The 19,956-nt window shown below is 69.6% G+C and carries 19 protein-coding genes and 4 pseudogenes; 10 read left to right on the top strand and 13 right to left on the bottom strand.

The genetic code is table 11. The features are described 5' to 3' along the window. Positions 1–15 precede the first annotated feature (15 nt). The 6 genes and pseudogenes from ACQEWB_RS48770 to ACQEWB_RS48745 all read left to right on the top strand — a co-directional run bounded on the left by ACQEWB_RS48770 (position 16) and on the right by ACQEWB_RS48745 (position 4,849). Positions 16–1,212, top strand: a complete 1,197-nt coding sequence (locus ACQEWB_RS48770; RefSeq protein ID WP_432843236.1) for a Gfo/Idh/MocA family protein — start codon at positions 16–18, stop codon at positions 1,210–1,212. 44 nt (positions 1,213–1,256) lie between these two features. Continuing rightward, a pseudogene (locus tag ACQEWB_RS48765) lies at positions 1,257–1,838 on the top strand (sugar phosphate isomerase/epimerase family protein); the annotation flags it as partial. A gap of 62 nt (positions 1,839–1,900) precedes the next feature. Then, positions 1,901–2,254, top strand: coding sequence for a hypothetical protein (locus tag ACQEWB_RS48760; RefSeq protein ID WP_432843234.1), 354 nt, complete (start codon positions 1,901–1,903; stop codon positions 2,252–2,254). 231 nt (positions 2,255–2,485) lie between these two features. Next, a complete protein-coding gene (locus ACQEWB_RS48755) occupies positions 2,486–3,895 on the top strand; it encodes a cation:dicarboxylate symporter family transporter (RefSeq protein ID WP_432843232.1) in 1,410 nt (469 codons plus the stop codon). A gap of 178 nt (positions 3,896–4,073) precedes the next feature. Beyond that, complete coding sequence (locus ACQEWB_RS48750; protein WP_432843230.1) at positions 4,074–4,586, top strand: hypothetical protein; 513 nt, start codon at positions 4,074–4,076, stop codon at positions 4,584–4,586. Between the two features lie 26 nt (positions 4,587–4,612). Continuing rightward, the gene (locus ACQEWB_RS48745) at positions 4,613–4,849 is read left to right on the top strand and encodes a hypothetical protein (protein WP_432843228.1); all 237 of its coding nucleotides are present in this window, start codon (positions 4,613–4,615) and stop codon (positions 4,847–4,849) included. 116 nt (positions 4,850–4,965) lie between these two features. On the opposite strand, the gene ACQEWB_RS48740 is transcribed toward ACQEWB_RS48745, so the two are convergent. From ACQEWB_RS48740 to ACQEWB_RS48695, 10 genes and pseudogenes are all read right to left on the bottom strand, one after another. Further along, positions 4,966–5,889 (bottom strand): acyl-ACP desaturase, encoded by a 924-nt coding sequence (locus ACQEWB_RS48740; RefSeq protein ID WP_432843226.1) that lies wholly within the window; start codon positions 5,887–5,889, stop codon positions 4,966–4,968. 31 nt (positions 5,890–5,920) lie between these two features. Next, positions 5,921–7,138: a beta-ketoacyl-[acyl-carrier-protein] synthase family protein gene (locus ACQEWB_RS48735; RefSeq protein WP_432843224.1), complete on the bottom strand. Its 1,218-nt coding sequence runs from the start codon at positions 7,136–7,138 to the stop codon at positions 5,921–5,923. Beyond that, positions 7,135–8,175 carry a beta-ketoacyl-ACP synthase 3 gene (locus ACQEWB_RS48730; RefSeq protein ID WP_432843222.1) on the bottom strand — a complete coding sequence of 347 codons (1,041 nt, stop codon included), beginning with the start codon at positions 8,173–8,175 and terminating at the stop codon, positions 7,135–7,137. The genes ACQEWB_RS48735 and ACQEWB_RS48730 overlap by 4 nt, the downstream gene beginning before the upstream one ends. Before the next feature lies 1 nt (position 8,176). Continuing rightward, complete coding sequence (locus ACQEWB_RS48725) at positions 8,177–9,436, bottom strand: cytochrome P450 (RefSeq protein WP_432843220.1); 1,260 nt, start codon at positions 9,434–9,436, stop codon at positions 8,177–8,179. Then, positions 9,436–9,717 carry an acyl carrier protein gene (locus ACQEWB_RS48720; protein WP_432843218.1) on the bottom strand — a complete coding sequence of 94 codons (282 nt, stop codon included), beginning with the start codon at positions 9,715–9,717 and terminating at the stop codon, positions 9,436–9,438. The genes ACQEWB_RS48725 and ACQEWB_RS48720 overlap by 1 nt, the downstream gene beginning before the upstream one ends. A gap of 4 nt (positions 9,718–9,721) precedes the next feature. Beyond that, entirely contained in the window at positions 9,722–10,498 is a 777-nt protein-coding gene (locus tag ACQEWB_RS48715; RefSeq protein WP_432843216.1) for an AMP-binding protein, read from the bottom strand. Positions 10,499–10,527: 29 nt separating this feature from the next. Beyond that, a complete protein-coding gene (locus ACQEWB_RS48710) occupies positions 10,528–11,397 on the bottom strand; it encodes an AMP-binding protein (RefSeq protein WP_432843214.1) in 870 nt (289 codons plus the stop codon). Next, positions 11,394–12,215 carry a ketoacyl-ACP synthase III family protein gene (locus ACQEWB_RS48705; RefSeq protein WP_432843212.1) on the bottom strand — a complete coding sequence of 274 codons (822 nt, stop codon included), beginning with the start codon at positions 12,213–12,215 and terminating at the stop codon, positions 11,394–11,396. Before ACQEWB_RS48705 ends, ACQEWB_RS48710 begins: the two co-directional genes overlap by 4 nt. A gap of 778 nt (positions 12,216–12,993) precedes the next feature. Beyond that, positions 12,994–13,083: pseudogene (locus tag ACQEWB_RS48700) on the bottom strand (IS982 family transposase); the annotation flags it as partial. A 57-nt stretch (positions 13,084–13,140) separates the two neighbouring features. Then, a complete protein-coding gene (locus ACQEWB_RS48695) occupies positions 13,141–13,842 on the bottom strand; it encodes a hypothetical protein (protein WP_432843210.1) in 702 nt (233 codons plus the stop codon). A gap of 637 nt (positions 13,843–14,479) precedes the next feature. Here ACQEWB_RS48695 and ACQEWB_RS48690 point away from each other — a divergent pair. Together ACQEWB_RS48690 and ACQEWB_RS48685 are read left to right on the top strand one after the other, a co-directional pair. Further along, positions 14,480–14,761, top strand: a pseudogene (locus ACQEWB_RS48690) (helix-turn-helix domain-containing protein); the annotation flags it as partial. Between the two features lie 289 nt (positions 14,762–15,050). Then, positions 15,051–15,605, top strand: coding sequence for a transposase (locus tag ACQEWB_RS48685; protein ID WP_432843208.1), 555 nt, complete (start codon positions 15,051–15,053; stop codon positions 15,603–15,605). Positions 15,606–15,649: 44 nt separating this feature from the next. Here the strand turns inward: ACQEWB_RS48685 and ACQEWB_RS48680 are convergent. Continuing rightward, a pseudogene (locus tag ACQEWB_RS48680) lies at positions 15,650–17,024 on the bottom strand (IS701 family transposase). Positions 17,025–17,374: 350 nt separating this feature from the next. Between ACQEWB_RS48680 and ACQEWB_RS48675 the strand changes: the two are divergent. Continuing rightward, a complete protein-coding gene (locus ACQEWB_RS48675) occupies positions 17,375–17,545 on the top strand; it encodes a thiamine pyrophosphate-dependent enzyme (protein ID WP_432843206.1) in 171 nt (56 codons plus the stop codon). On the opposite strand, the gene ACQEWB_RS48670 is transcribed toward ACQEWB_RS48675, so the two are convergent. Then, complete coding sequence (locus ACQEWB_RS48670; protein WP_432843204.1) at positions 17,490–17,975, bottom strand: winged helix-turn-helix transcriptional regulator; 486 nt, start codon at positions 17,973–17,975, stop codon at positions 17,490–17,492. The two genes, ACQEWB_RS48675 and ACQEWB_RS48670, sit on opposite strands and share 56 nt — an antisense overlap. A 398-nt stretch (positions 17,976–18,373) precedes the next feature. Between ACQEWB_RS48670 and ACQEWB_RS48665 the strand changes: the two genes are divergently transcribed. Further along, positions 18,374–18,835 (top strand): MarR family winged helix-turn-helix transcriptional regulator, encoded by a 462-nt coding sequence (locus ACQEWB_RS48665; RefSeq protein WP_432843202.1) that lies wholly within the window; start codon positions 18,374–18,376, stop codon positions 18,833–18,835. Positions 18,836–18,896: 61 nt separating this feature from the next. Here ACQEWB_RS48665 and ACQEWB_RS48660 read toward each other — a convergent pair whose 3' ends face one another. After that, positions 18,897–19,901 carry a helix-turn-helix transcriptional regulator gene (locus ACQEWB_RS48660; RefSeq protein ID WP_432843200.1) on the bottom strand — a complete coding sequence of 335 codons (1,005 nt, stop codon included), beginning with the start codon at positions 19,899–19,901 and terminating at the stop codon, positions 18,897–18,899. Between the last annotated feature and the right edge of the window lie 55 nt (positions 19,902–19,956).

Here is a 19,956-nt window from a genome sequence, read left to right as displayed (position 1 = left end):
CCTGAAAGGCACCCCATGACAACGAATGCCAAACCCCTCTCCGTCGCGGTGATCGGAGCCGGCATGGCCGGCCGCAGCCATGCCGCCGGATACCGGAACGTCAACACGGTCTTCGGAGGCGGCCTGCCGCCGGTCCGGCTGGCCGCGATCGCCGACGCGAACGTCGCGCTGGGCGAGGACGCCGCCCGCCGTTACGGCTTCGAGAGGGCGCTGCCGAGCTGGGAGGCGGTCGCCGAGGACCCGTCGATCGATGCGGTCTCCATCGTCGTGGGCAATGACCTGCACCGGCCCATAGCGGAGGCGCTGGTCGCCGCCGGCAAGCATGTGCTGTGCGAGAAGCCGCTGGCCGGGTCGCTCGAAGACGCCCGCGCCATGGCCGAGCTGGAGCGTGGCGCGGAGGTCGTGACGGCCGTCGGATACACCTTCCGGCGTGCTCCGGGCATCGCCGCGATCCGCAACCACGTGCAGCACGGGGAGCTGGGCGATCTCACCCTGTTCAGCGGGCGTTACTGGTGCGACTACGCCACCGACCCCAACGGTCCCCTGAGCTGGCGGTTCAAGGGCGGTGCCGGCTCCGGTGCGCTCGGGGACATCGGCTCGCACATCATCGACGCCGCCGAGTACGTCGCCGGACCCATCGCGTCCGTCTCCGGTGCCTCGCTGTCGACGCAGATCACCAAGCGACCGCTGCCGCTGGGCGCGGTCGTGGGGCACAACGCGGCGCCCGTGTCGGACGAGTTCGGCGAGGTGGAGAACGAGGACACCGCCACCTTCACCGCCCGCTTCGAGAGCGGTCTCGTCGGCACCTTCTCCGTCACCCGCACCGGCTTCGGGCTGCCCAACGGGCTGTTCTTCGACGTCCTCGGCGTCGGCGGGCGGGCCGCGTTCGACCAGCACCGCCCCGCCGAGTACCTCTTCGACGACGCCCAGCCCGAGGCCCGTACCCGCGGTGCCCGGCAGATCATCGCAGGCCCGCAGATGCCGTACTTCGCCGGCGGTGTGCCGATGGAGGCGCCGGGCGTGGGCGCGAGCAACGGCGACAACTTCACCTACCAGGCGCGGGCGTTCCTGGACCAGGTCGCCGGGGTCGCCGAGCCGCTGCCGGCCTGTGCCACCTTCGCGGACGCGCTGCGCACGATGGAGATCATCCGTGCGGTCGTCACCTCCTCGCAGTCCGACGGTGCCGTCGTCGCCGTCCCGCCCGTCAGCTAGCCCGCCCTCCGGCCGGTCCCCGCACGCTTCCAAGGAGCACGTACATGGCCCTCAAGCTCGGTGCCTACACCGCCTGTCTGCACGACCGCACTCTCACCGAAGCCCTCGACATCCTCAAGGAGAACGGTCTGACCTCCGTCGAGGTCAACACCGGCGGCTTCATTCCCTCCCCGCACTGCCCGGTCGACCTGCTGCTGTCCTCGGCCAAGGCCCGCGAGGAGTACCTGACCACGTTCGCGGAGCGTGGCATGGAACTGACCGGTCTGAACTGCAACGGCAACCCGCTCAACCCGCTCCCCGGTGTCGGCCCCAAGCACGCCGACGACCTGCGCCGCACCATCCAGCTCGCGGGCCTGCTCGGCGTGCGCCACGTCGTCACCATGTCCGGCACGCCGGGCTCCGACCCCGACGCCAAGTACCCGTCCTGGGTGGTCAATCCGTGGGACGGCGTCTACATGGACGTGCTGGACTACCAGTGGGGCGTGGCCGTCGAGTTCTGGAAGGAGATCGACGCGCTCGCCCGCGAGAACGACGTCCGGGTCGCCATCGAGATGCACCCGCACAACCTCGTCTTCTCGCCCGTCACGCTGAAGCGGCTCGTCGACGCGGGTGAACTCACCAACGTCGGCGCCGAGATGGACCCGTCCCATCTGATGTGGCAGGGCATGGACATCATCGCGTCCATCAAGTGGCTGGGCCCCTGGTCTTCCACGCCGCGGCCAAGGACGCCGCTCTCTGCCCCGGCGCCGACATCCGCGGCGTACTCGACACCTCCTTCGCCCGGGTGCCGGCCGACGCCCCCGGCAAGGTCCCCACCGGCTACGGCTTCTGGTGCAACGCCTGGCCCGAGAACCCGGCCTGGAAGTTCGTCGCCGTCGGCCTCGGCAACGACGTCCCCTTCTGGACCGAGTTCCTGCGCGCCCTCCACGAGATCGACCCCGACATGGCGGTCAACATCGAGCACGAGGACGCCGCCTACTCCCAGACCGAGGGCCTCGCCCTGGCCGCGAAGAACCTGCACAGCGCTGCGGCCGGTCTCTGAGCCACCTCCCGCCAAGGCCGTGGCCCCGTCCCCTCTCGGGGCCGGGGCCACGGCCTTGGCGTGCCCTGTGCCGGGCGGGTCTCATCGGGCCTGCTCCGACAGGCCTGCTGGAGGAACATCCAATATTTCCCCGGGGAAGGTTCGGGGTCTTCTGCGGACTCTCCGCTTGAACCATAGTTACCACCGTTCCACGGAAGTCAAATTCCGCCTAGCGGAATTTTGGATCGGAGGATGCTCGTGCCGCTGTCGGTACCATCTCTGCCACGACGCGCCGTTCGTCTGCTGCGCACCTCACTGTTCACGCAGGTCGCCTGCGCCCTGCTCCTCGGCGTCGCCGTCGGCCGCCTCTGGCCGGACGTGGGCACCGCCGTCCAGCCGCTCGGTGACGGCTTCGTACGGCTCATCAAGGCGGTCATCTCACCGCTCGTGTTCTGCGTGGTGGTCACGGGCATCGCCAAGGCCGGAAATCTGCGGGCGTTCGGGCGGATCGGCCTCAAGGCGCTGGTCTGGTTCGAGGTGGCGACCACGTTCGCGCTGCTCATCGGCCTGCTCGCGGGCAACCTCGTGCAGCCCGGCGCGGGGATGCACGTGGACCCCTCTCAGCTGGACGCCTCCGCCGTCGACACCACGACCGCCGGCGGTTCACTGCCCTCGACCAGCGAGTTCATGCTGCACGCGCTGCCCGAGAGCGCAGTGGGGGCGTTCGCCGACAACGCGCTGCTGCAGGTCCTGGTGCTGGCCTGTCTGGTGGGCGCGGCCCTGCTCCACCTGGGACACACCAAGGTCCCCGCCATCCTCCCGGCCGTCAACCAGGCGCAGGAGATCGTCTTCGCGATCGTCGGCTTCGTCATGCGGCTCGCCCCGCTCGCCGTCTTCGGCGCCACCGCGCACCTGGTCGGTCAGTACGGGCTCGGCGTCCTGTCCACATACGGCAAGCTCATCGGTGTCTGCTACGCCGTCGCGCTGCTGTTCCTGCTGCTGCTCTCGGTCGCGCTGAAGGCGTTCACCGGGCTGAGCCTGTGGAAGTTCGTCCGCTACACCCGCGAGGAGATGCTGCTCGCTCTCGGCACGGCCTCCAGCGAGACCGTGATGCCGCGGATGATGCAGAAACTGCGCCACGCGGGCTGCCGCGACGACGCCGTGGGCCTGGTGCTGCCCACCGGCTACTCCTTCAACCTCGACGGTGCCTCGATCTACCTGTCCGTCGCGACGCTGTTCATCGCGCAGGCGGTCGGCGTCGACCTCAGCCTGGGCCAGCAGGTGACCGTCGTTCTGATGCTCATGCTCACCAGCAAGGGCATGGCGGGCGTACCCGGTTCGGCCTTCCTCGCTCTCTCGGCGACCGCCTCCGCCCTCGGGGTCATACCGGCCGGCGCGGTGGCCCTCCTGCTGGGCGTGGACCGCATCATGGACTCCATGCGCGTGGCCACCAACCTCCTCGGCAACTGCGTCGCCGCCCTCGCGGTCTCCCGCTGGGAAGGCGCGCTGGACGTCGAGAAGGCCAAGAAGGCCATGAGCGGAGAGACCGCGTTCGTCCCCTCCCCGGACGACGAGGTCGCTCCGGCCGGCGACCTCGTCCGCAACGACCTCGTCCAGCCCGCCCAGCCAGGGGAAGCTCGCCGCCCCGTCCAGGCCGACTGAGCCGACGGAAACAGCACTCGGTGCGGCCGACCACCCGGCCCGCGTGACGAGCGGCGCCAAGCGGTGACGACGGATTGTGTTCCGCCCGGCACGGGCATGCCGGCGTCGGCCGCTCTGGTCCCCTCGGGTGCTCTGTGGGGGCACCTCCGGCCTTCGCGGACGTCGTGGACCCCACCGCGTGGCGCCGCCCGGACCGGGCGGCGCCACGGGCACGATCACCGCTACCTCCGTCTACACCCCGGACGGAGGTAAGGCGGCGTTCTCCGACCGGCTCTTCACCGCCGACGAGACGGATGAGATGGCCGTCCTGGCGAAGAACGCCCGTGTCCTGCGTCTGCTCCACCCCAAGGTGGTCACCAGCGGCAGCACCGAGTCCGCGGACGACAGCAGCATCCGCGGTCTGAACGCCACCGTGCGTGTCACCGGGGAGGCCAGCGGCATCGGCTCCCGTGGCGGCGACGTCACCACCACCGGCTCCGGGGCGACCGCGCTGCACGCCCACTATGCGGGCTCCGTCACCATGGCCGGCGGCGGATCGACGTCTGCGGGCAGGTCGTGCGCCCCGTCCTCGTCAGCCACGACGCCAGCGCCGTCCTGCGAGACGTCGCCATGGCCTCCACCGCCTGCCATGGTTCGGCCGTCGCGACCGACCGGGGCGACGGCACGATCGAGGTGTACGGCGGACGGCTGAAGGCCAGCGGCAGCTAGGGATTCGCCATGGGCACCGCCGACGACACGCTCCCCCTGCGGGGCGGGTCGCTCATCGCCTTGGGCGGCCCGGTGTTCGACCTCTCCGGCGGCACCACCTTGATCAACGTGCCCGCACCCCGCTCCGCCACGGACCAGTTGGGCACCGTGTCCGGCGGCGGAACTGTCACCCTCGACGTCTCCGGCACCCGGCCGCGCGGCACGATCGCCCAAGCCGCGCTCGTCCTGTCCCCAGCAGCGGCCTGATCCTCACCCGGCGACTCCGCGCTGACCTCCGTCACCGGGCTGCGGATACGAAACGGCCAGGCGCACACCATCACCTACGACGCCCTCGACGCCAACTCCTACCTGGGCGAACGGACTTACGCGCTGGTGGGCGGCGGGACGCTGACCCCGGCGTCCTGACCGCGGGCGAAGAGCTCTGCCTGTCGCTCCGCGTCCGCGGCCAGCCTCCGGAGAGTCGCCGCGAGCCGTTCCCGAGCGGCTTCCGCCTCGCCGTTCAGATCCGTGCGCCGAAACACCCGCCAATGGCGGATCAGGGGACGCACCACGTCGTCGAGATGGATCGTCAGGTTGTAGATGCCCGCGCCGACGACTCTCATGGCTTTGAGCCGGTAGCCGGGGACGGCCGTGCCGGGCATCCGGAAATCGATGATCTCCTGGCAGATCGCCGCGACCGTGTCGGAGGGGCTGATCTCCAGGGCCGCGTCCACCAGTGACCGGTAGAAGATCATGTGCAGGTTCTCGTCGGCCGCCACCCGCCCGAGGAGGGCTTCGAGGCCGGGATCTCCGCCGAGGCGTCCGGTGTTGCGATGGGAAATCCTGGTGGCCAGTTCCTGCAGCGACACGTACGCGAGGCTCGCCGGAACACTCTTGTCCCCCGCGGAGTAGCCGCACTGCACGGTGGCCATACGCTGCCGTTCGAGCCGGTCGGGATCCACACCACGGGCCACCAGCAGGTAGTCGCGGAGGGCCATCGCGTGGCGTCCCTCCTCCGCGGTCCAGCGATGCACCCACGTGCCCCAGGCATCGTCGAGACCGAAGCGCCGGGCGATCTCGAGGTGGTAGCTCGGCAGGTTGTCCTCGGTGAGCAGATTGATCTCCACGGCGGCTTGTACGGCCGCGCTGTACGGGGACTGTTCACGTTCCCAGGGGTTGCGGACATAGTCCCTTCCCCGGTCCCATGGGACATACACGTGCGGCATCCACTCCTGTGCCGTCCGAAGATGGCGGTCGAGATTTCCCTCGACGACGGGCAGCAGTTCGCGCAGAAGGTCTGTCGGCATGCGGACTCTCGTTCTCTCCGTGCGGGACGTCTCAAGGGGCGCTGAAAGCGAGCACGGCGTTCTGTCCGCCGAATCCGCTGGAGTTGACCAGTACGGACCGCAGTCCGGCGGGGCGTGGCGTGCCGCGTACGACGTCCAGGGTGATCTCCGGATCCGGGTCGTCGAGGTTCGCCGTGGGTGGGACGATCTGCTGTTCCAGGGACAGCACGGCAACCGCGGAGGCGATCGCCCCGGCCGCTCCCACGGTGTGCCCGATCGTGCCTTTGAGCGCGGTCACGGGAGGTCCGTCGGCGAAGCAGCGGGCCAGGGCCCTGCCTTCGATGACATCTCCGGTGGGCGTGCCGGTGGCATGCGCGCTCACATGGTCGACGTCCTGCGGCTGCCAGCCGGCGTCCGCGAGCGCGGCCCGCATGGCCCCGATCAGTCCGGCGCCGTCCGGATGCGGCGCGACGCGGTGATACGCGTCACTCGACGCTCCGAACCCGTCCAGGTGGGCACGGATCCGCGCCCTTCTGGCCAGGGCGTACGCCTCGCGCTCCAGGACGAGGACCGCCGCCCCCTCACCGAGGACGAAGCCGTCACGGTGGACGTCGAAAGGGCGTGCGGCCCTGGCAGGTTCGTGTCCACGTCGGCTCAGTGCCCGCATCTGGGCGAAGCAGGCCGCGGGCATGGCCGCGCACACGCTGTCACTACCACCGCTGATCACGATGTCGCACATGTTCTTCTCCAGCAGCAGCCGGCCCACACCCAGGGCCGTGGCACCCGAGGCGCACGCCGTGTTCACGGTGAAACTCGGTCCGGTGACGCCGAGATCGAGGCTGACGTCCCCGGCCACCAGATTGGGGATGCTGCGGGGAATCGCCAGCGGCGACACCCGGTCGGCGCGGTGGTCGTTGAGTCGGCCGAACTCTGCGGGATACGTCGCCATGCTGTTGCTTCCGACGCCGAGGACGACGGCGATCCTCGCCGGATCCCACTGCCGCTCGTCGAGGCCCGCGTCCAACACGGCCTCTCGGGCGGCGAGCAACGCCATCACGCCGAACCGGTCCAGTTGCCTCGCGGTCTTGTGGCCGAGGCGCCGGTGCGCGGCCAGATCCGGAACCCGGCAGCAGAAGTCGACGGGGAGTCCTTCGAGTTCGGGCTCGAACGCGGCCGTCGACTGTCCGGCCAGCAGCGCCCGCCACGTCGTCCCGACTCCAACACCGGCGGGTGTGACCAGCCCGATTCCCGTTACGGCGGCCCGCGTCATGACCGGACCGCCGTTTCCGAGGCAGCGGGGCCGCCGTTGCGGGACGTCGGAGGCGGCTGCGGTGGCAGCCTGACCACCTGTGCCGCGTAGCTCATGCCCGCGCCGTATCCGAGCAGCAGCGCCAGTTCTCCACCGAGCCGCGGGTGCAGGTGGAGGAGTCTCTCCATGGCCATGGGGATGGAAGCCGCCGCGGTGTTGCCGCTGTGCACGATGTCGCTCGCGACGATCGCCTCGGGCGCGAGCTCCAGAGCCGAGGCGAGTGCCGCAATGACTCGGCCGTTCGACTGATGGGGAATGAAGGCCGCGAGATCGTCGAGAGCGACACCGGCCCTGGCGACAGCTTCCCGGGCCAGGTTCGGCAACTCCTGCAGCGCCCACCGATACACCGACGGCCCGGACATCGTCAACGGAGCATGGCCGGCGCTCGTCCGTCGCTGTGCGCGGTGGTCCTGGTGGATGAGATCACGACGGGACGTGTCGCTGCCCCACACAGCGTTCCCGATCCCCGGGTCGGGCCCCGCGGTGACCACGGCCGCGCCGGCCCCGTCCGCGAAAAGGGCCGCCGTGGCGACGTCATCGGGATCGAGGAGGTCGGTCATCCGGTCGGCGCCGACGACGAGGATCGCACGGAAGGCTCTGTCCGCAACGAGAGAACGTGCCAGTTCAAGGGCGTAACAGAAGCCCGCGCAGGCCGCGTTCACATCCAGTGCCGGGCAGCCGGGGCGTATGAGGCGCTCGGCGACCAGCTCGGCCAACGCCTGTCTCCGCGGGCCGGGGCTCATCGAAGCGGCCAGGACGAAGTCGAGGTCCGCGGCGGTCAGTCCGGCTCGCTCCAGAGCCGAGGCCGCGGCCCGGGCCGCCATGGCGTCGAGGCTCTCTTCCGCCGACGCGACGCCGCGGGCCTCCACTCCCGTGCGCCGCTGGATCCACGCGTCGGTCGTGCCCAGTCCGGGGGCCAGGCGCGCGTTGGACACGGAACGGCGCGGACGACAGGACGCCACCGAGCGCAGCTGCGCGTGGACGCGGGTGTCATCCATGTCAACTCCCTTGCGCAGGAACATGGTTGCTGCGGAGGCCGAGACGGACGGGAAGCGCCACGGGTGTGCGGTCGAAGAGCAGTCCGATCCACCTGGTGGTGTCCAGCGGCACGGCGGGGCCGAGGTGGGGGAAGCGGTGGAACAGCTCCCGCAGCGCGACACGGATCTGGGCCCGGGCGAGCGGCGCGCCGACGCAGTAGTGCGGACCGTGCCCGAAGGCCAGGTGGGCGGGTTGGCCGGTTCGTCGTGGCCGGACCTCGTCCGCTTCCTCGTACGCCGCGGGGTCCCGGTTGGCGGCGGCCAGCAGGACGAAGACAACGGCGCCCGCCGGGATGAGTGTGCCGGCCACCTCGACGGGCTCCCGGGCGAACCGCCAGGGAGAGAACGGAAAAGGCGGGTGGTGACGCAGGAGTTCCTCGACCAGCACTCGGGACTCGGCCTCGTCACCCAGCATGGCCCGCAGGGCGGCGGCTGTCTCCGACAGGGTGGCGGCGCCCTGGACGATGGCGATCGCCGTGGAGGTGAGCCCCGCGCTCAACAGCATCATGACGGTGGACGTGACCTCGCGCCGGTTGATCCGATGCTCGGCCGCGGCGGCCTGCAACGCGCCGATGACGGTGCCCTGCGACGGCTCGGGTACGGGCTCCCGGGTCGTCTCGCGGATCAGGTCGACGAGATCGGCGAAGGCCCGTCGCATGGGCGGCGACTCGGGGTTCTCCCTTCTGCCGAGCCTGCGGGTCAGTGGCGCGGCGTCCGACATCGTCTGCGGCGGCATGCCGAGCACCCGCCCGAGTACGAGCTCGGGGACCGGCTGCCCGTAGGCGGACAGCAGGTCGATCTCGTCCGCCTGAATGTCGTCCAGTACGGTGCGGACGACGCTCTCGATCTCGCCGAGCCTTCTGGCGGCGGACTGCGCGGACAGCGGGCCTGCCACGACACCGCGGAGCCGCTCGTGGTCGGCGCCGTCGCTGTTGAGCATGTGCCGGCCGTTGGTGATGTAGAGGTCCTCGGCGTAACGGCGGCCCGCCAGCCCGTGCTCCGGATCGGTCAGTCGGCGCAGGTCCTTCGCGAACCGGGGATCCCGCAACGCCCTGCGACCCTCGGCATGACGCGTGATCACCCAGGCGGTGAGGCCTTCCGGCATCTCGACCCGTACGACAGGGGCCAGTTCACGCAGTGTCCGGAAGGCTGCGGTCGCCCCGCTCCCGAACTGAGGCGGCAGCAACTCCGCGCTCGGCGGGGTCTCGCGCAGTGGATTCATCAGCCGCCTCCTCTCGCGGCGATGGTCGATTCGATGAGCGCGCAGAGGTCGTTCCCCGTGCGCACGTCGAACAACTCGTCCTCGTCAAGGGTGACTTGCCATGTCCGTTCGACGGTGACGATGGCTTCCACGAGCCGTAGCGAGTCCATACCCGGCATTTCCGTGAGCCGGAGTTCCATGTCGACATCCATCGGCCGACATCCGAGCAGCTCCCCCAGGGAGTCTCGGATCATCGCGCGTACGCCGCCGGGATCGGCGACGCCTTCCTTGATCCGGGTCATCGCGTCATTCCTTGTCGTCGGCCTCGAGCGAGGGCAGGAGGTCACGGATCTTGTGCCGTTGCCACTTGCCGCTGCTGGTGCGGGGGAGACTGCGCGGCGGGACCAGGTGGACCCGCACCGCGGACAGGCCCAGGGAACCGGCCAGTTCGCGCTCGATCCGGTTCACGAGGTGGTCGCGTGACGCGTCCTGCGCGGACAGAGCCGTCTCCACGACGACGGCCATGCGCTCCTGCAGAGGATGGGGGATGGCCACGCACCGGCCGCGGTAGACATCCGGCACCCGGCCCACGGCGTGCTCGACGTCGTCCGGATAGAAGTTCCGGCCGCGCACCGAGATCATGTCCTTGAGCCGGCCTGCCACGTAGAGCGCCTCTTCGTGCAGGAAGCCGAGGTCTCCGGTGTGCAGCCAGCCGTCGCGCAGTGCGCTCCGGGTGGCCGCCGGATCGTCCCGGTAGCCGGTCGTGAGGCTGGGGCCCCGGACCACGATCTCTCCGAGATACCCGGCCGGCAGCGACGCGCCCTCCTCGGACACGATCTTGAGTTCCATGCCCGGCACCGGGGCCCCGACCGCCACCAGCCGGATGCTCTCCGGGCTGTGCGAGGGCATGAGCTGGATCTCTTGGCCGGGTTGCAGTTCCGCCCGGTGCACGGAGAGGCAGTGCGGCCTGGTTCCCGGCACGGGCAGCGTGATGGCGAGTGTGGCCTCGGCCATGCCGTAGCACGGAGCCATCGCCGACTCGGCGACGCCGAGGGGGCCGAAGGATCTCACGAACGCCTCCACGGTGTCGGCCCGCACGGTGTCCGAGCCGTTCAGTGCCAGCCGCCAGCGGGCCAGGGGATGCCCGACCCGCCTGTCGGCCGGGGGAACACCTTGTCGGCCGCGGCGGCGAGGAGGCCGTAGGAGAAATCGGGGCCGATGGTGATCGTTCCGCCGACCTCGGCGAGCCGTTCGAGCAGGACCCCCGGCCGTCTCAGAAAGGCCATCGGGCTGAACAGGTGTGCGTCACCCGGGGCGAGCAGGGAGCACAGGAGGGCGATCAGCCCCATGTCGTGGAAGAGCGGCGCCCAGGACACCAGTACGTCGTCGCTCCCGGCCCGAATGTGCCGGGTGATCGCGGACACTCCGGCCATCACCGCGCCGTGTGTCAGCATCACGCCTTTGGGCTGCGCGGTGCTCCCTGAGCTGTACTGCACCACGGCCGGCGCATCGGGTGCCGGCCTCACGGCGCTGAGCCGACCGCTCACAGCGGCCGAGGCCGCCGCCACGACCCGGAGCCCCTTGCGCTCCTGGGCCAGTTGCGCCGCCACCGTCGCGCCCGCTCCGCAGGCCAGCAGATACCGGATCCCCGCCCGCTCCAGGGTGGGTAGCAGAGCGCGGGCCGTCGCGGTGGGGTCCAGGACCAGAGGTGGCAACGGGAGTGCCGTGACCGCGGCTCCCAGCAGCGACGGAGCGAAGAAGGCGGGCAGGAACTGCGGTGATGTCGGCACCATCAGTCCGATCAGGTCGCCCGGCGCCACCCCCGCGTCGGCCAGGCGGCCCGCGAGGCCCACGGCCCGGTCGGGGATCTCCCGGTGCGGGACCGTCTCGTCCTGCTCCGGGAAGACCACCGCGCGATCGCTGTGCCGCAGACCGAGCAACAGGTCCGCCAGGGTTCCCGGTTCACGGGTCCCGGGATTCATTCCGCGACCCGTTCGACCACCACCGCGGTGGCCGAGAAGCCACCGCCGAAGCTGATCAGCAAGGCGCACTCCCCCGGCGCGAGAACATCGCGCTCCAGCAGGTGGTGCAGGTTCGCGGCGAGGTCGCCGGAGAAGAGGTGTCCGGTCTCTGCCGCCAGGCAGATGGACCGGGCGCCGGTCGTGGGTACCGCACTCGCCACGAGTGCCTGCAGGGTCGAGGAGGTCATCCGCGGGTGGACGACCGCGGCCAGACGGTCGTCCTGCGCGGCGAGTTCCGCGTCCTGGAGAGCGTTCGCCACGGCCTCGCGGACGCACCGCCGCAGCAGGAACAGGGAGTTGTCGTCGAAGAGTGCCTGATCGGCCTCGGCGCCCAGTGGTCCGGGGCGAACGGGGTTGAGCAGTGGCAGTCCGCGCTCCTGTTCGGGAGAGCCGTACGAGGCGATGGACCGGACCACAAGTCTTCCCGTGTGCCTGGTGAGCACCAGAGCGGTCGCACCGTCCCCGAGCGCGGTGCCGATCGCACGGAGTTGCCAGCGGCGCAGCGACTCGGGGCCAAGGGCGTCTCCCGTGAGCACCAGAGCGGCACGCGTCCGTGGCTCGGACATGAGGTGCGTCACGGCGATCTGCAGGGCCGTGGCACCCCCGTTGGACATCTGCTGGACGCCGAAGGCCGCCGCCCGGCTCGCACCCACCAGACGGGCGAGCCGAGGAGCCCACTTCCAGCCCGACGGGGAGTCCATGACCCAGGAACAGGCGACGAGCCCCAACCCTCGCGGCGCTTCACCGGCTTCGGCCAGTCCGGACAGAGCAGCTGACACCACCATTTCCTCGACGGTCTGCCCGTCCTTGGCGACAGGTACCGCTTCGATCCCCGCCGAGTGGGCCAACTCCTTTGAAACGACGCCCTTTTCGACTGCACACTGAATTCTCTGTCGACCTTCGGGAATGACGACACCGATCCCGCCCACCCGAATGTCACCGGCTACACGCATGGGAAACTCCCGTCGAAGCTGCAACGATCGTTCACTCTTCGACGAGAGGGATCGCGGCCTTGGAGCGTCAGATGTATCGACACCCCAAAGATCGGCCCGTTCGCGGCCGGGAACAAGGTGGCATCGGGTGTGCCCGGATCACATATGCGTGAGAGTTGTGCGCCTGGAGTGCAGCGGTCGGAAATTTCCGCCCCCGTGTGCGATGTGCGCAGAGTGAGAAACGAGAGGCGCCCCTGCCCGTGAGTTGCTCGCAAGAGCTTCTCTCCCGGCGGCACGAGCACCCGGGTGCGCCGTGGGCGCCGACCCGTGCCGCTGGTCAGTAGGCGCCCGTCACCTGGCTGAACTCCGTGTAAGGCGCGGTCGGGGCGGTAGTTCCAGTGCGTACTCCCCGTGCAGGGGCCGCATGTCGCCGGGGTTCATGTCGTCGGGTTCATCCGCCCAGCTCTTCTCGAAGGAGCACATGAAGACGACGTAGACCCCCCGTGTCCCTCCCGGGTTTGATCATCGGACTCACCGTTATCGCCTGCGGCCTGCTGGGGAACGGGGCGCGTGCCACTCCCCTCGTAGCGTGGAGTCCGTGATTGCAGGGGAAGTTGAGGTTCATGGGGTCCAAGCAACGGACATTCGGGGTCTTCAAACGGTCATCGACATGCACGTACAGTGCCGTCAAGAGGGTGTCTAAATCGGTCGTCACAGCCCGATGTTGGACACCCTCCCTACGTGTGAGAACTCCGCAATCGGGACTACTCGTCTAGGCCTTCTCCAGCTTTCCGATCTGGGCGGAGACCAGTTCGGCCGGCACCTCGGCGGTGGAGCCGGTGCCGCTCACGGTGGAGAAGAGGACGACCGTGGCGCCGCTGCGCACCACCACGAAGGCGTCCGAGTTGTCGCCCTGGGTTTGGAGGTGGAAGGCGACGGCGTCGTCGCCCGCGTCGGGTGCGGTGGCGGTCTCGGCGGTGGTGCGGGCGGGTACGCCGCCCTCGTAGGCGGTGCACGACTTGAGGGCGCTGCGGAGGTCGTCGAGGACGCCCTCGGCGTCCGGCTGGTCGTAGGCCATGAGACCGATGGTGGTGGCGGAGCCAGCTGAGGAGCCGGAGGATGCGTAGGCGAGGAGGCCGACGAACTGCTGAGGCGCCGGGTCGGGGGAGGCCGTGCGCATGTTCTCCAGCGGCTGGCAGGCGGCGGGCCGGGCGGTGCCGCCGCCGTCCGGCTTCGCCGGGAAGTCGGTCACCTGGAAGCCGTCGGCCTCGGTGCCGGACAGCGCCGCGGACTTCAACTCGGCGGCGCCGAGCGGACCGGCGGCGGCCTCGGACGTCTGCGCGGGCGCGGAGGCCGAAACGGACGCCGACCCCGAGGAGGACTCCGACGGAGAAGCGGCCGTGTCGGAACCGCTGTCGCTGCCGCCGCCTCCGCATCCGGCCACCAGGACCGCCGTGAACAGGAACGTCGCCAACTTTGTCCGTCTGAAGCTCACTTAATGACTCCCCCACTCGATTTCGGCTGAGTGGATCATCATTGCTTCATACATATCTCGATTGTGCGGTTTTACCGACACGTGATCATTGTGTGGACCTGGACTCCAGGAGTTCGGTGGCCATCTTGCACGCCGGGGTCTCGGTCTCTCGTGCGACCCGGTGGAAGGTCGACTGGGCCGCGCGGGCCGGCCAGGCGGAGGGCAAATGGCGGGCGGGCCGGCCAGGCGGGCCGGCGCTGGTCGAAGTCGGCGTAGCGGGCGCCGACGCCGCCCAGGTCCCAGGTGTCCCGGATCATCAGCCCGACGTCGGTGGCGTCGTCTGCCGTGGCGTGGAAGGTCTTGACGTGGGCGGCCAGGCATAACTCGGCGACGAGCGAGGACGCGTCGGATGTCACCGGGGCTGACCTGCCCAAAACCCCTGTCCAGGGCCTGACCCTCTACCAGGCCCTGGACCCGCTACAGCACCTCCTGGCCACCTGGACCGGCACTTGCCCCCCCTGCAGCCAACCCACCCCATGGCAGCACGACGACACGACCTACTGCTGGATTCCTCTCTCGGTGGGTATAGCTGCTGGTAGCGGGGCGATTGCGGGTACTCGGGGGCGGGTGCTGGTTCATGGTGCTGAAGGCACGGCCGGGCCGTGATGAGGGCGAGCACGCGGTGGTCCACCGCCTGGCGTCGGCCAGAAAGGCGCCGAAGGATGTGGTGGAGCGGTGCCGGATGGTGGAGCTGAGCTGGGACGGGTGGCTGGTCCCGCAGATCGCCGGCGAGTTGAGGTGCGGTCAGAAGACGGTGCGTCGCTGGCTGCACCGCTTCAACCGGTTGGGGCTGGAGGGCCTGGAGGATCTGGGCGGGCAGGGCCGCAGGCAAAGGATCACTGAAGCCGAACGCTCGAGGATCGTCGGCGTGGTCAAGCAGACCCCACCCGGCCGGCTCGAGGGCAGCCGTCGAACGAGATGTGGGCCGCGGACGAGTCAGGGCCTTCGGAGTGGACCTTGGACACACTGGCTGCCGCGGCCCGGGACCTGGGCATCGAGGTCAGCCGCTCCCAGGTGCGCCGGATTCTGCTCGCGGAAGGGGTCCGCTGGCGGCGCACGCGATCCTGGACGCGCTCGAAGGATGCGGACTTCGAGGGAAAAGGACGCGGATCGTCGAGCTCTACACCAGCCCGCCCGTCGGCGCGACGGTGGTCTGCGCCGACGAACTCGGCCCGGTGATCCCCCGCGCTTTCCCGCCAGCACCGGGCTGGTCGCCGGACGGGCACCGCATCAAGAACGAGATCGACTACTCCCGCGGGCCAGAGAAGACCTGGGTCTACGGCGCCTTACGCGTTCGCGATGGTCAAGCGATCACGATGACCGCCACCTCCCGCAACAGCGTCTTCTACCAGCGGTTTCTCCAGTTGGTCGAGGAAGCCAACCCCGCCGGGGACATCTACGTGATCACGGACAATCTGTCCTCGCACAATAGCGTGTCCACCCGCACCTGGCTCGAGGACCACCCACGCATCAAGCACGTCTTCATCCCGGTCGGCGCCTGCTGGCTCAACCTCCAGGAAGGCTGGTGGCGCATCTTCCGCAAGACCGCCCTGGCTGGACGCTCCTTCGGCGACCCGGGCCACATCACCCATGCCACCAACGTCGCCACCGGCCAGCTCAACTCCCGTGCCCGGCCCTGGATCTGGGGCAGACCGATACCACCCACCAGGCACTTACGCCGCCGCTATGTGTACTTCCATTGAGGAATCCAGCACTACCGGTAGTCCGTTAAACCCGGCGGTAAAGATCAAGGGGTCTTCCGGTGGTGACCGCGTCGAAGAGGGCTTGAAGTTCGGGTGGAGGGTCTTGGTCGGTCCAGGCCCGCCACCAGCGGGCCAGGTTGATCGCCGGGGTGAGCCAGGAGCGGACGGCGCGTAAGGCCCTGAGCCAGCAGGGCGGTTGGGTCTGGTGGGGCGTGTCCGTCCCCCCTCTCTGCCCCCTCGTCCGGGCGGGGCGAACCACTGGTCCCAGCAGAACGAGAACGCACAGTTGACCAGGGTCTGGTGGCGATGGATGGCCTTCGCGGAGCGGACCTGGAAGTCGGCCCAGCCGAGCTCGTCCTTGATCTGTTTGTAGCTCTGCTCGATCCACGGCCGCAGCCCGTAGATCCGGACGATCTCGGCGAGGTCGGCCGGCGAGTGCGGGCTGGTGGCGGCGTGCGGGGCGTCGGGGTAGGGCAGGTTGGTGGTCAGGTACCAGGTGGCCTTCTCCGGCAGGGTGCCCGGGTCGGTGGTGGCCACGACCAGGCGGCAGGTGCTGTCGGGGCCGTAGCCGCCCAGCCGCGCGTCGGCGCGCCACCAGGTCTCGGTGTGCCCGTCGCGGAAGCGGCGCTCGACTGGCCTCCACTCGCCCGGATGGTCGGGATCGGTCCCGGTCAGGGCGCGGGCGGCGCCGATGGGGGTGTGCGGCTCCTCCGCGCGGGCCCAGCTGCCGCGGTGCGGCCGAAGTGCCACGACGTAGGGAAGGTCAGCCTCGCGCAGGGCCAGGTACCAGTCGTCGCTGACCGAGTAGGCGCAGTCGGCGACCACGGCCCGGCAGGCGAAGCCCGCCTGCTTGCCCCGGACCGCGAGTGCGGCGGAGATCTGCGGCTTGGTACGGAAGTTGGGGTCGGCCCGGCCGCGGGCGAAGTGGTGTGCGGGGGTGTAGGGCTGCGCGTGCAGCGGGTAGTAGATCCGCCCGTCGGTCCATACGGTGGTGACCGTGACGATCCCGTTGTCGGTCTTGCCCAGCCGGCCCAGCCACTGGCGGCCCACGTGCGCGGTGGCGGTGCCGTCCTTGCGGTCCCCGGAATCGTCGATGACCAGCACCCCCTGAGCGTGTGGGGCGGTGGCCGGATTGTCGCGTATCAACTGCAGGCGCCGGTCGTTGACCGCCGCGTCGTCCCAGATGGACTCCGACAGGAAGAACTGCAGCCGCTGTACGGCCGCGTCCTTCGAACCGGTCACCGGCTCGGCGCCGACCAGACAGGTCAGCGTCTTGTTGCGGTCGCGCGGCGCCAGCAGGGCAGTGAGGTACTCGCGCAGGCCACGCCGCTGGGCGAGCGAGACCAGCAGGTCATCAAAGCGGGCCGCTCAGTCCTCCAGCGGGCCCGGAGCGGGAGGACAGGCGCGCCGCTCGGTCATCGCTCCTCCCGGGAAACGGTCTCTCGCACCGCTCCACGACCGAACCACCCAGCCGTCAACCCAGACTACCGCCGGGTTTAACGGACTACCGGTAACAAAGCCCTACTAGGTCTCACTCACCAGTACCGCCTTTCCCGGCGGCAAGCTGGGTACGGAGTTTAGCGATCATGTCCAGGCGCCAGTTGAGGTCTTCGCGTGCCTGGAGGATCAGGTCCCGGTCGGCTGGCATATAGGTCGTGATGCGGCCGACACGTCTGAATCTGTGCGGCCTCAGCCGAGACGAGGGGGCTCATCCCACTTCTCGCTACAGCCCGTCAGGCACGGAGTGCCATAGATCCGCGGACCTGACGGTGTGGCAGACCTCCCTGGTCAACCCGGACTTCGCCGCCTACGCCCGCTCCTGGGGCGCCACCGGCATCTCCGCGGCCACTCCCGGCGAGTTGGAGGAGGGAATGGCCGAGTTCTTCAGAGCCGAGGGTCCGGCTCTGCTGCATCTGCGTACGGACGCCCTTCTGGTCTGACCCGGTCGGTGGCGCCCGGCGCTGCCGAGCGCGCGTCGTACGTCCGGCGGGCCGCGTCGATCGCGGGCGCGGTCCGCTCCGCCCAGTCGCGGACGACATGCAGCACCTCACGCATCGTCGCGGCCACGGGCGTGACCGAATACTCGACGCGCACCGGGACCTCGTCGAAGACCCTGCGGTCCACCATGCCGTCGCGCTCCAGGTCGCGCAGGACCCGGCTCAGCCCCTGCCCGCTGACACCGAGCCGGGCCTTGATCTCGTTGAACCGCAGGGGTCTCGGCCTAAGGGCGTGCACCACGAGCACGGTCCACCGGTCGGCCAGCCGCTCGAGCGCTTCCTTGATCGGCGTCCCCGGGCCGTAGATCTCGTCGCCGGAGCGCCTCGGGGCTCGGAGCAGGGTTCGCGCGGAGGCGGGCTTACGGCGTGGCATGGCGGTTCCGGAACGGGTTGAGAAGCGTTCCACCCGAGTCCTGGCCGGGTCGGACACATTGAAGCCGCCCGGCCCGAGAGACCGGCTGGCGGCGGCGAACGCTCCGACGCCGACCGCCGGTTGCCGCAACGGGAGAACAATCCTTGCTTGCGCACACAGTTACAGAAACTGATTACGCCCGCAAGTAGCCACAGATCGTCCATGTGGCGGGCGCGGACCTCGACCGCGAGGAGCCCCTTCCCACCTCTCCCCAGGCCGCCCCGGACCGCCCTTCACACTTTCCGCCGGAGGCGTCACGCGGTGTGGCACACCCCAACCCCGACAGGGTCGTCGCGGACGTTGCGTAGAGTAAAGCCACCGTCCGGATTGCGTGCACATGCAAGTTCTAGAATGGCTGCATGGCCGATGACGACACCAAGACCGTTCCACTCACAGTGGACGAATATGCCCTGGTCAAGGCGCTTCGGCCGGCTATGGCTGCTCTGACCCGGGCCTTCGACGCCAACCTGTACCCCTTGGGCCTGACGCACGCCGAGTACGTCACGCTGATGTTCCTATCCGAAGCGCCTGACCGTTCCCTGCGCCTGGGAGAACTCGCCCGTCTCTGCCAGCAGTCCCCCTCACATGTCGGTCGTACGGTGCAACGTCTGCAGGCAGAAGGTCTGGTGGAACGTCACCAGAGCAGCCTGGACGCACGTTCCTATCGCGCCGTGCTCACCGACGCGGGTTTCGCCCGTCTCGAACAGGCCTGGCCCGTCCACATCGCCGGCGTCCGGCGTAACCTCTTCGACCACTTCGAGGGTGTGGATGTGGGCGCGCTCGCGGCGGCGTTCCAGCGGGTGGCCGACTCGGCCGTCTGACCGCGCCGGGCAGGACACGGTGAGAAACGGGGAAACCGCGCCGCGACTCTCCCCATCCGCCTCAGATCCAGCCCCGCTGCGCCGCGCGCCAGCCCAGTTGGATGCGGTTGTCGGCGCCGGTGAGGTCCATCAGGTGCCGGATCCTCCGGGTGACGGTGCGCAGGGATATACCGAGTCGGCCGGCGACCGCGCGGTCGGTGAGGCCTGCGAGCAGAAGGTCCAGGATCCTGGCGTCGAGTTGCGCGAGCCGCGGTGGTCCGGCCGGGACGGCGGGGATCGGAATCGGCTCTCCCGTCCTGACCGTGTGGGGGTGCAGGACATATGCCTCGGACCAGGTCTTCTCGAAGAGTGTGACGAGGGGGCTCAGCAGTCCGCTCGAGTTGATGAGGATCGCCCGGGGGGTGTCCTGGGGATCGGAGAAGGCCGGTACCAGGGCGATGGCCGAGTCCGCGATGACCATGGACACGGGTAACTCGGGGGCTATGGCGATCTCCTGTCCCCTGCCGAGGGCCTGGTCGATGTCGAGTCTGGACTCGGGGTCGGCCAGATAGGACTGCTCGACGACCGTCCGCATCCGCAGACCGCGCCCGGCTACGACCGGTTCAGCGGGGTTGTCCCTGGGACCGACCGCGACCGACGGCGCCTTGGTGAATCCGCAGATCTCCCTCTCGGCCGACTCCAGGATCTGCAGGAAGCGACGGCTAACGGGCTCCACACCGGTCACGATCTCGATCAGGCCGCCCAGGTCGCGGTGGGAGGCGGCCCGGTGACGTTCGGCCAGCTCGGTGATGGCGTGCTCCACCTGGTGCAGCGTGTCGCGGCGAGCGGCGAGGAGGGAACCGAGGGTGACGGTGGGCGGGCCGACGGCATGGCGAGCGGGTTCGTCGGGCGCGGTGCCTGCGGTGGTGATCAGTCCATGGCGTGCCAGGCCGTCGAGGGCTCGCCCGACGGCGTCCGCCGACTGTCCGAGATCCGCGGCCAGAGCATCGACGGTGGCTTCGCCCCGGTCGACAAGGTGCAGGTAGACGGCTTCCTCGCCAGGGTTGAGGCCGAGATCAGCCAGCACGGGTGCGTGCCTCCTTCGGATCGGCGTACGGTGAACGGCAGTTCACCATAGACGT

This window comes from Streptomyces sp. CA-249302 (assembly GCF_050936785.1).
In the GTDB taxonomy this organism is placed as follows: Bacteria; Actinomycetota; Actinomycetes; order Streptomycetales; family Streptomycetaceae; genus Streptomyces.
Note: the sequence above shows the minus strand (reverse complement) of the source record. Positions and strands in the feature narration are given on the sequence as shown.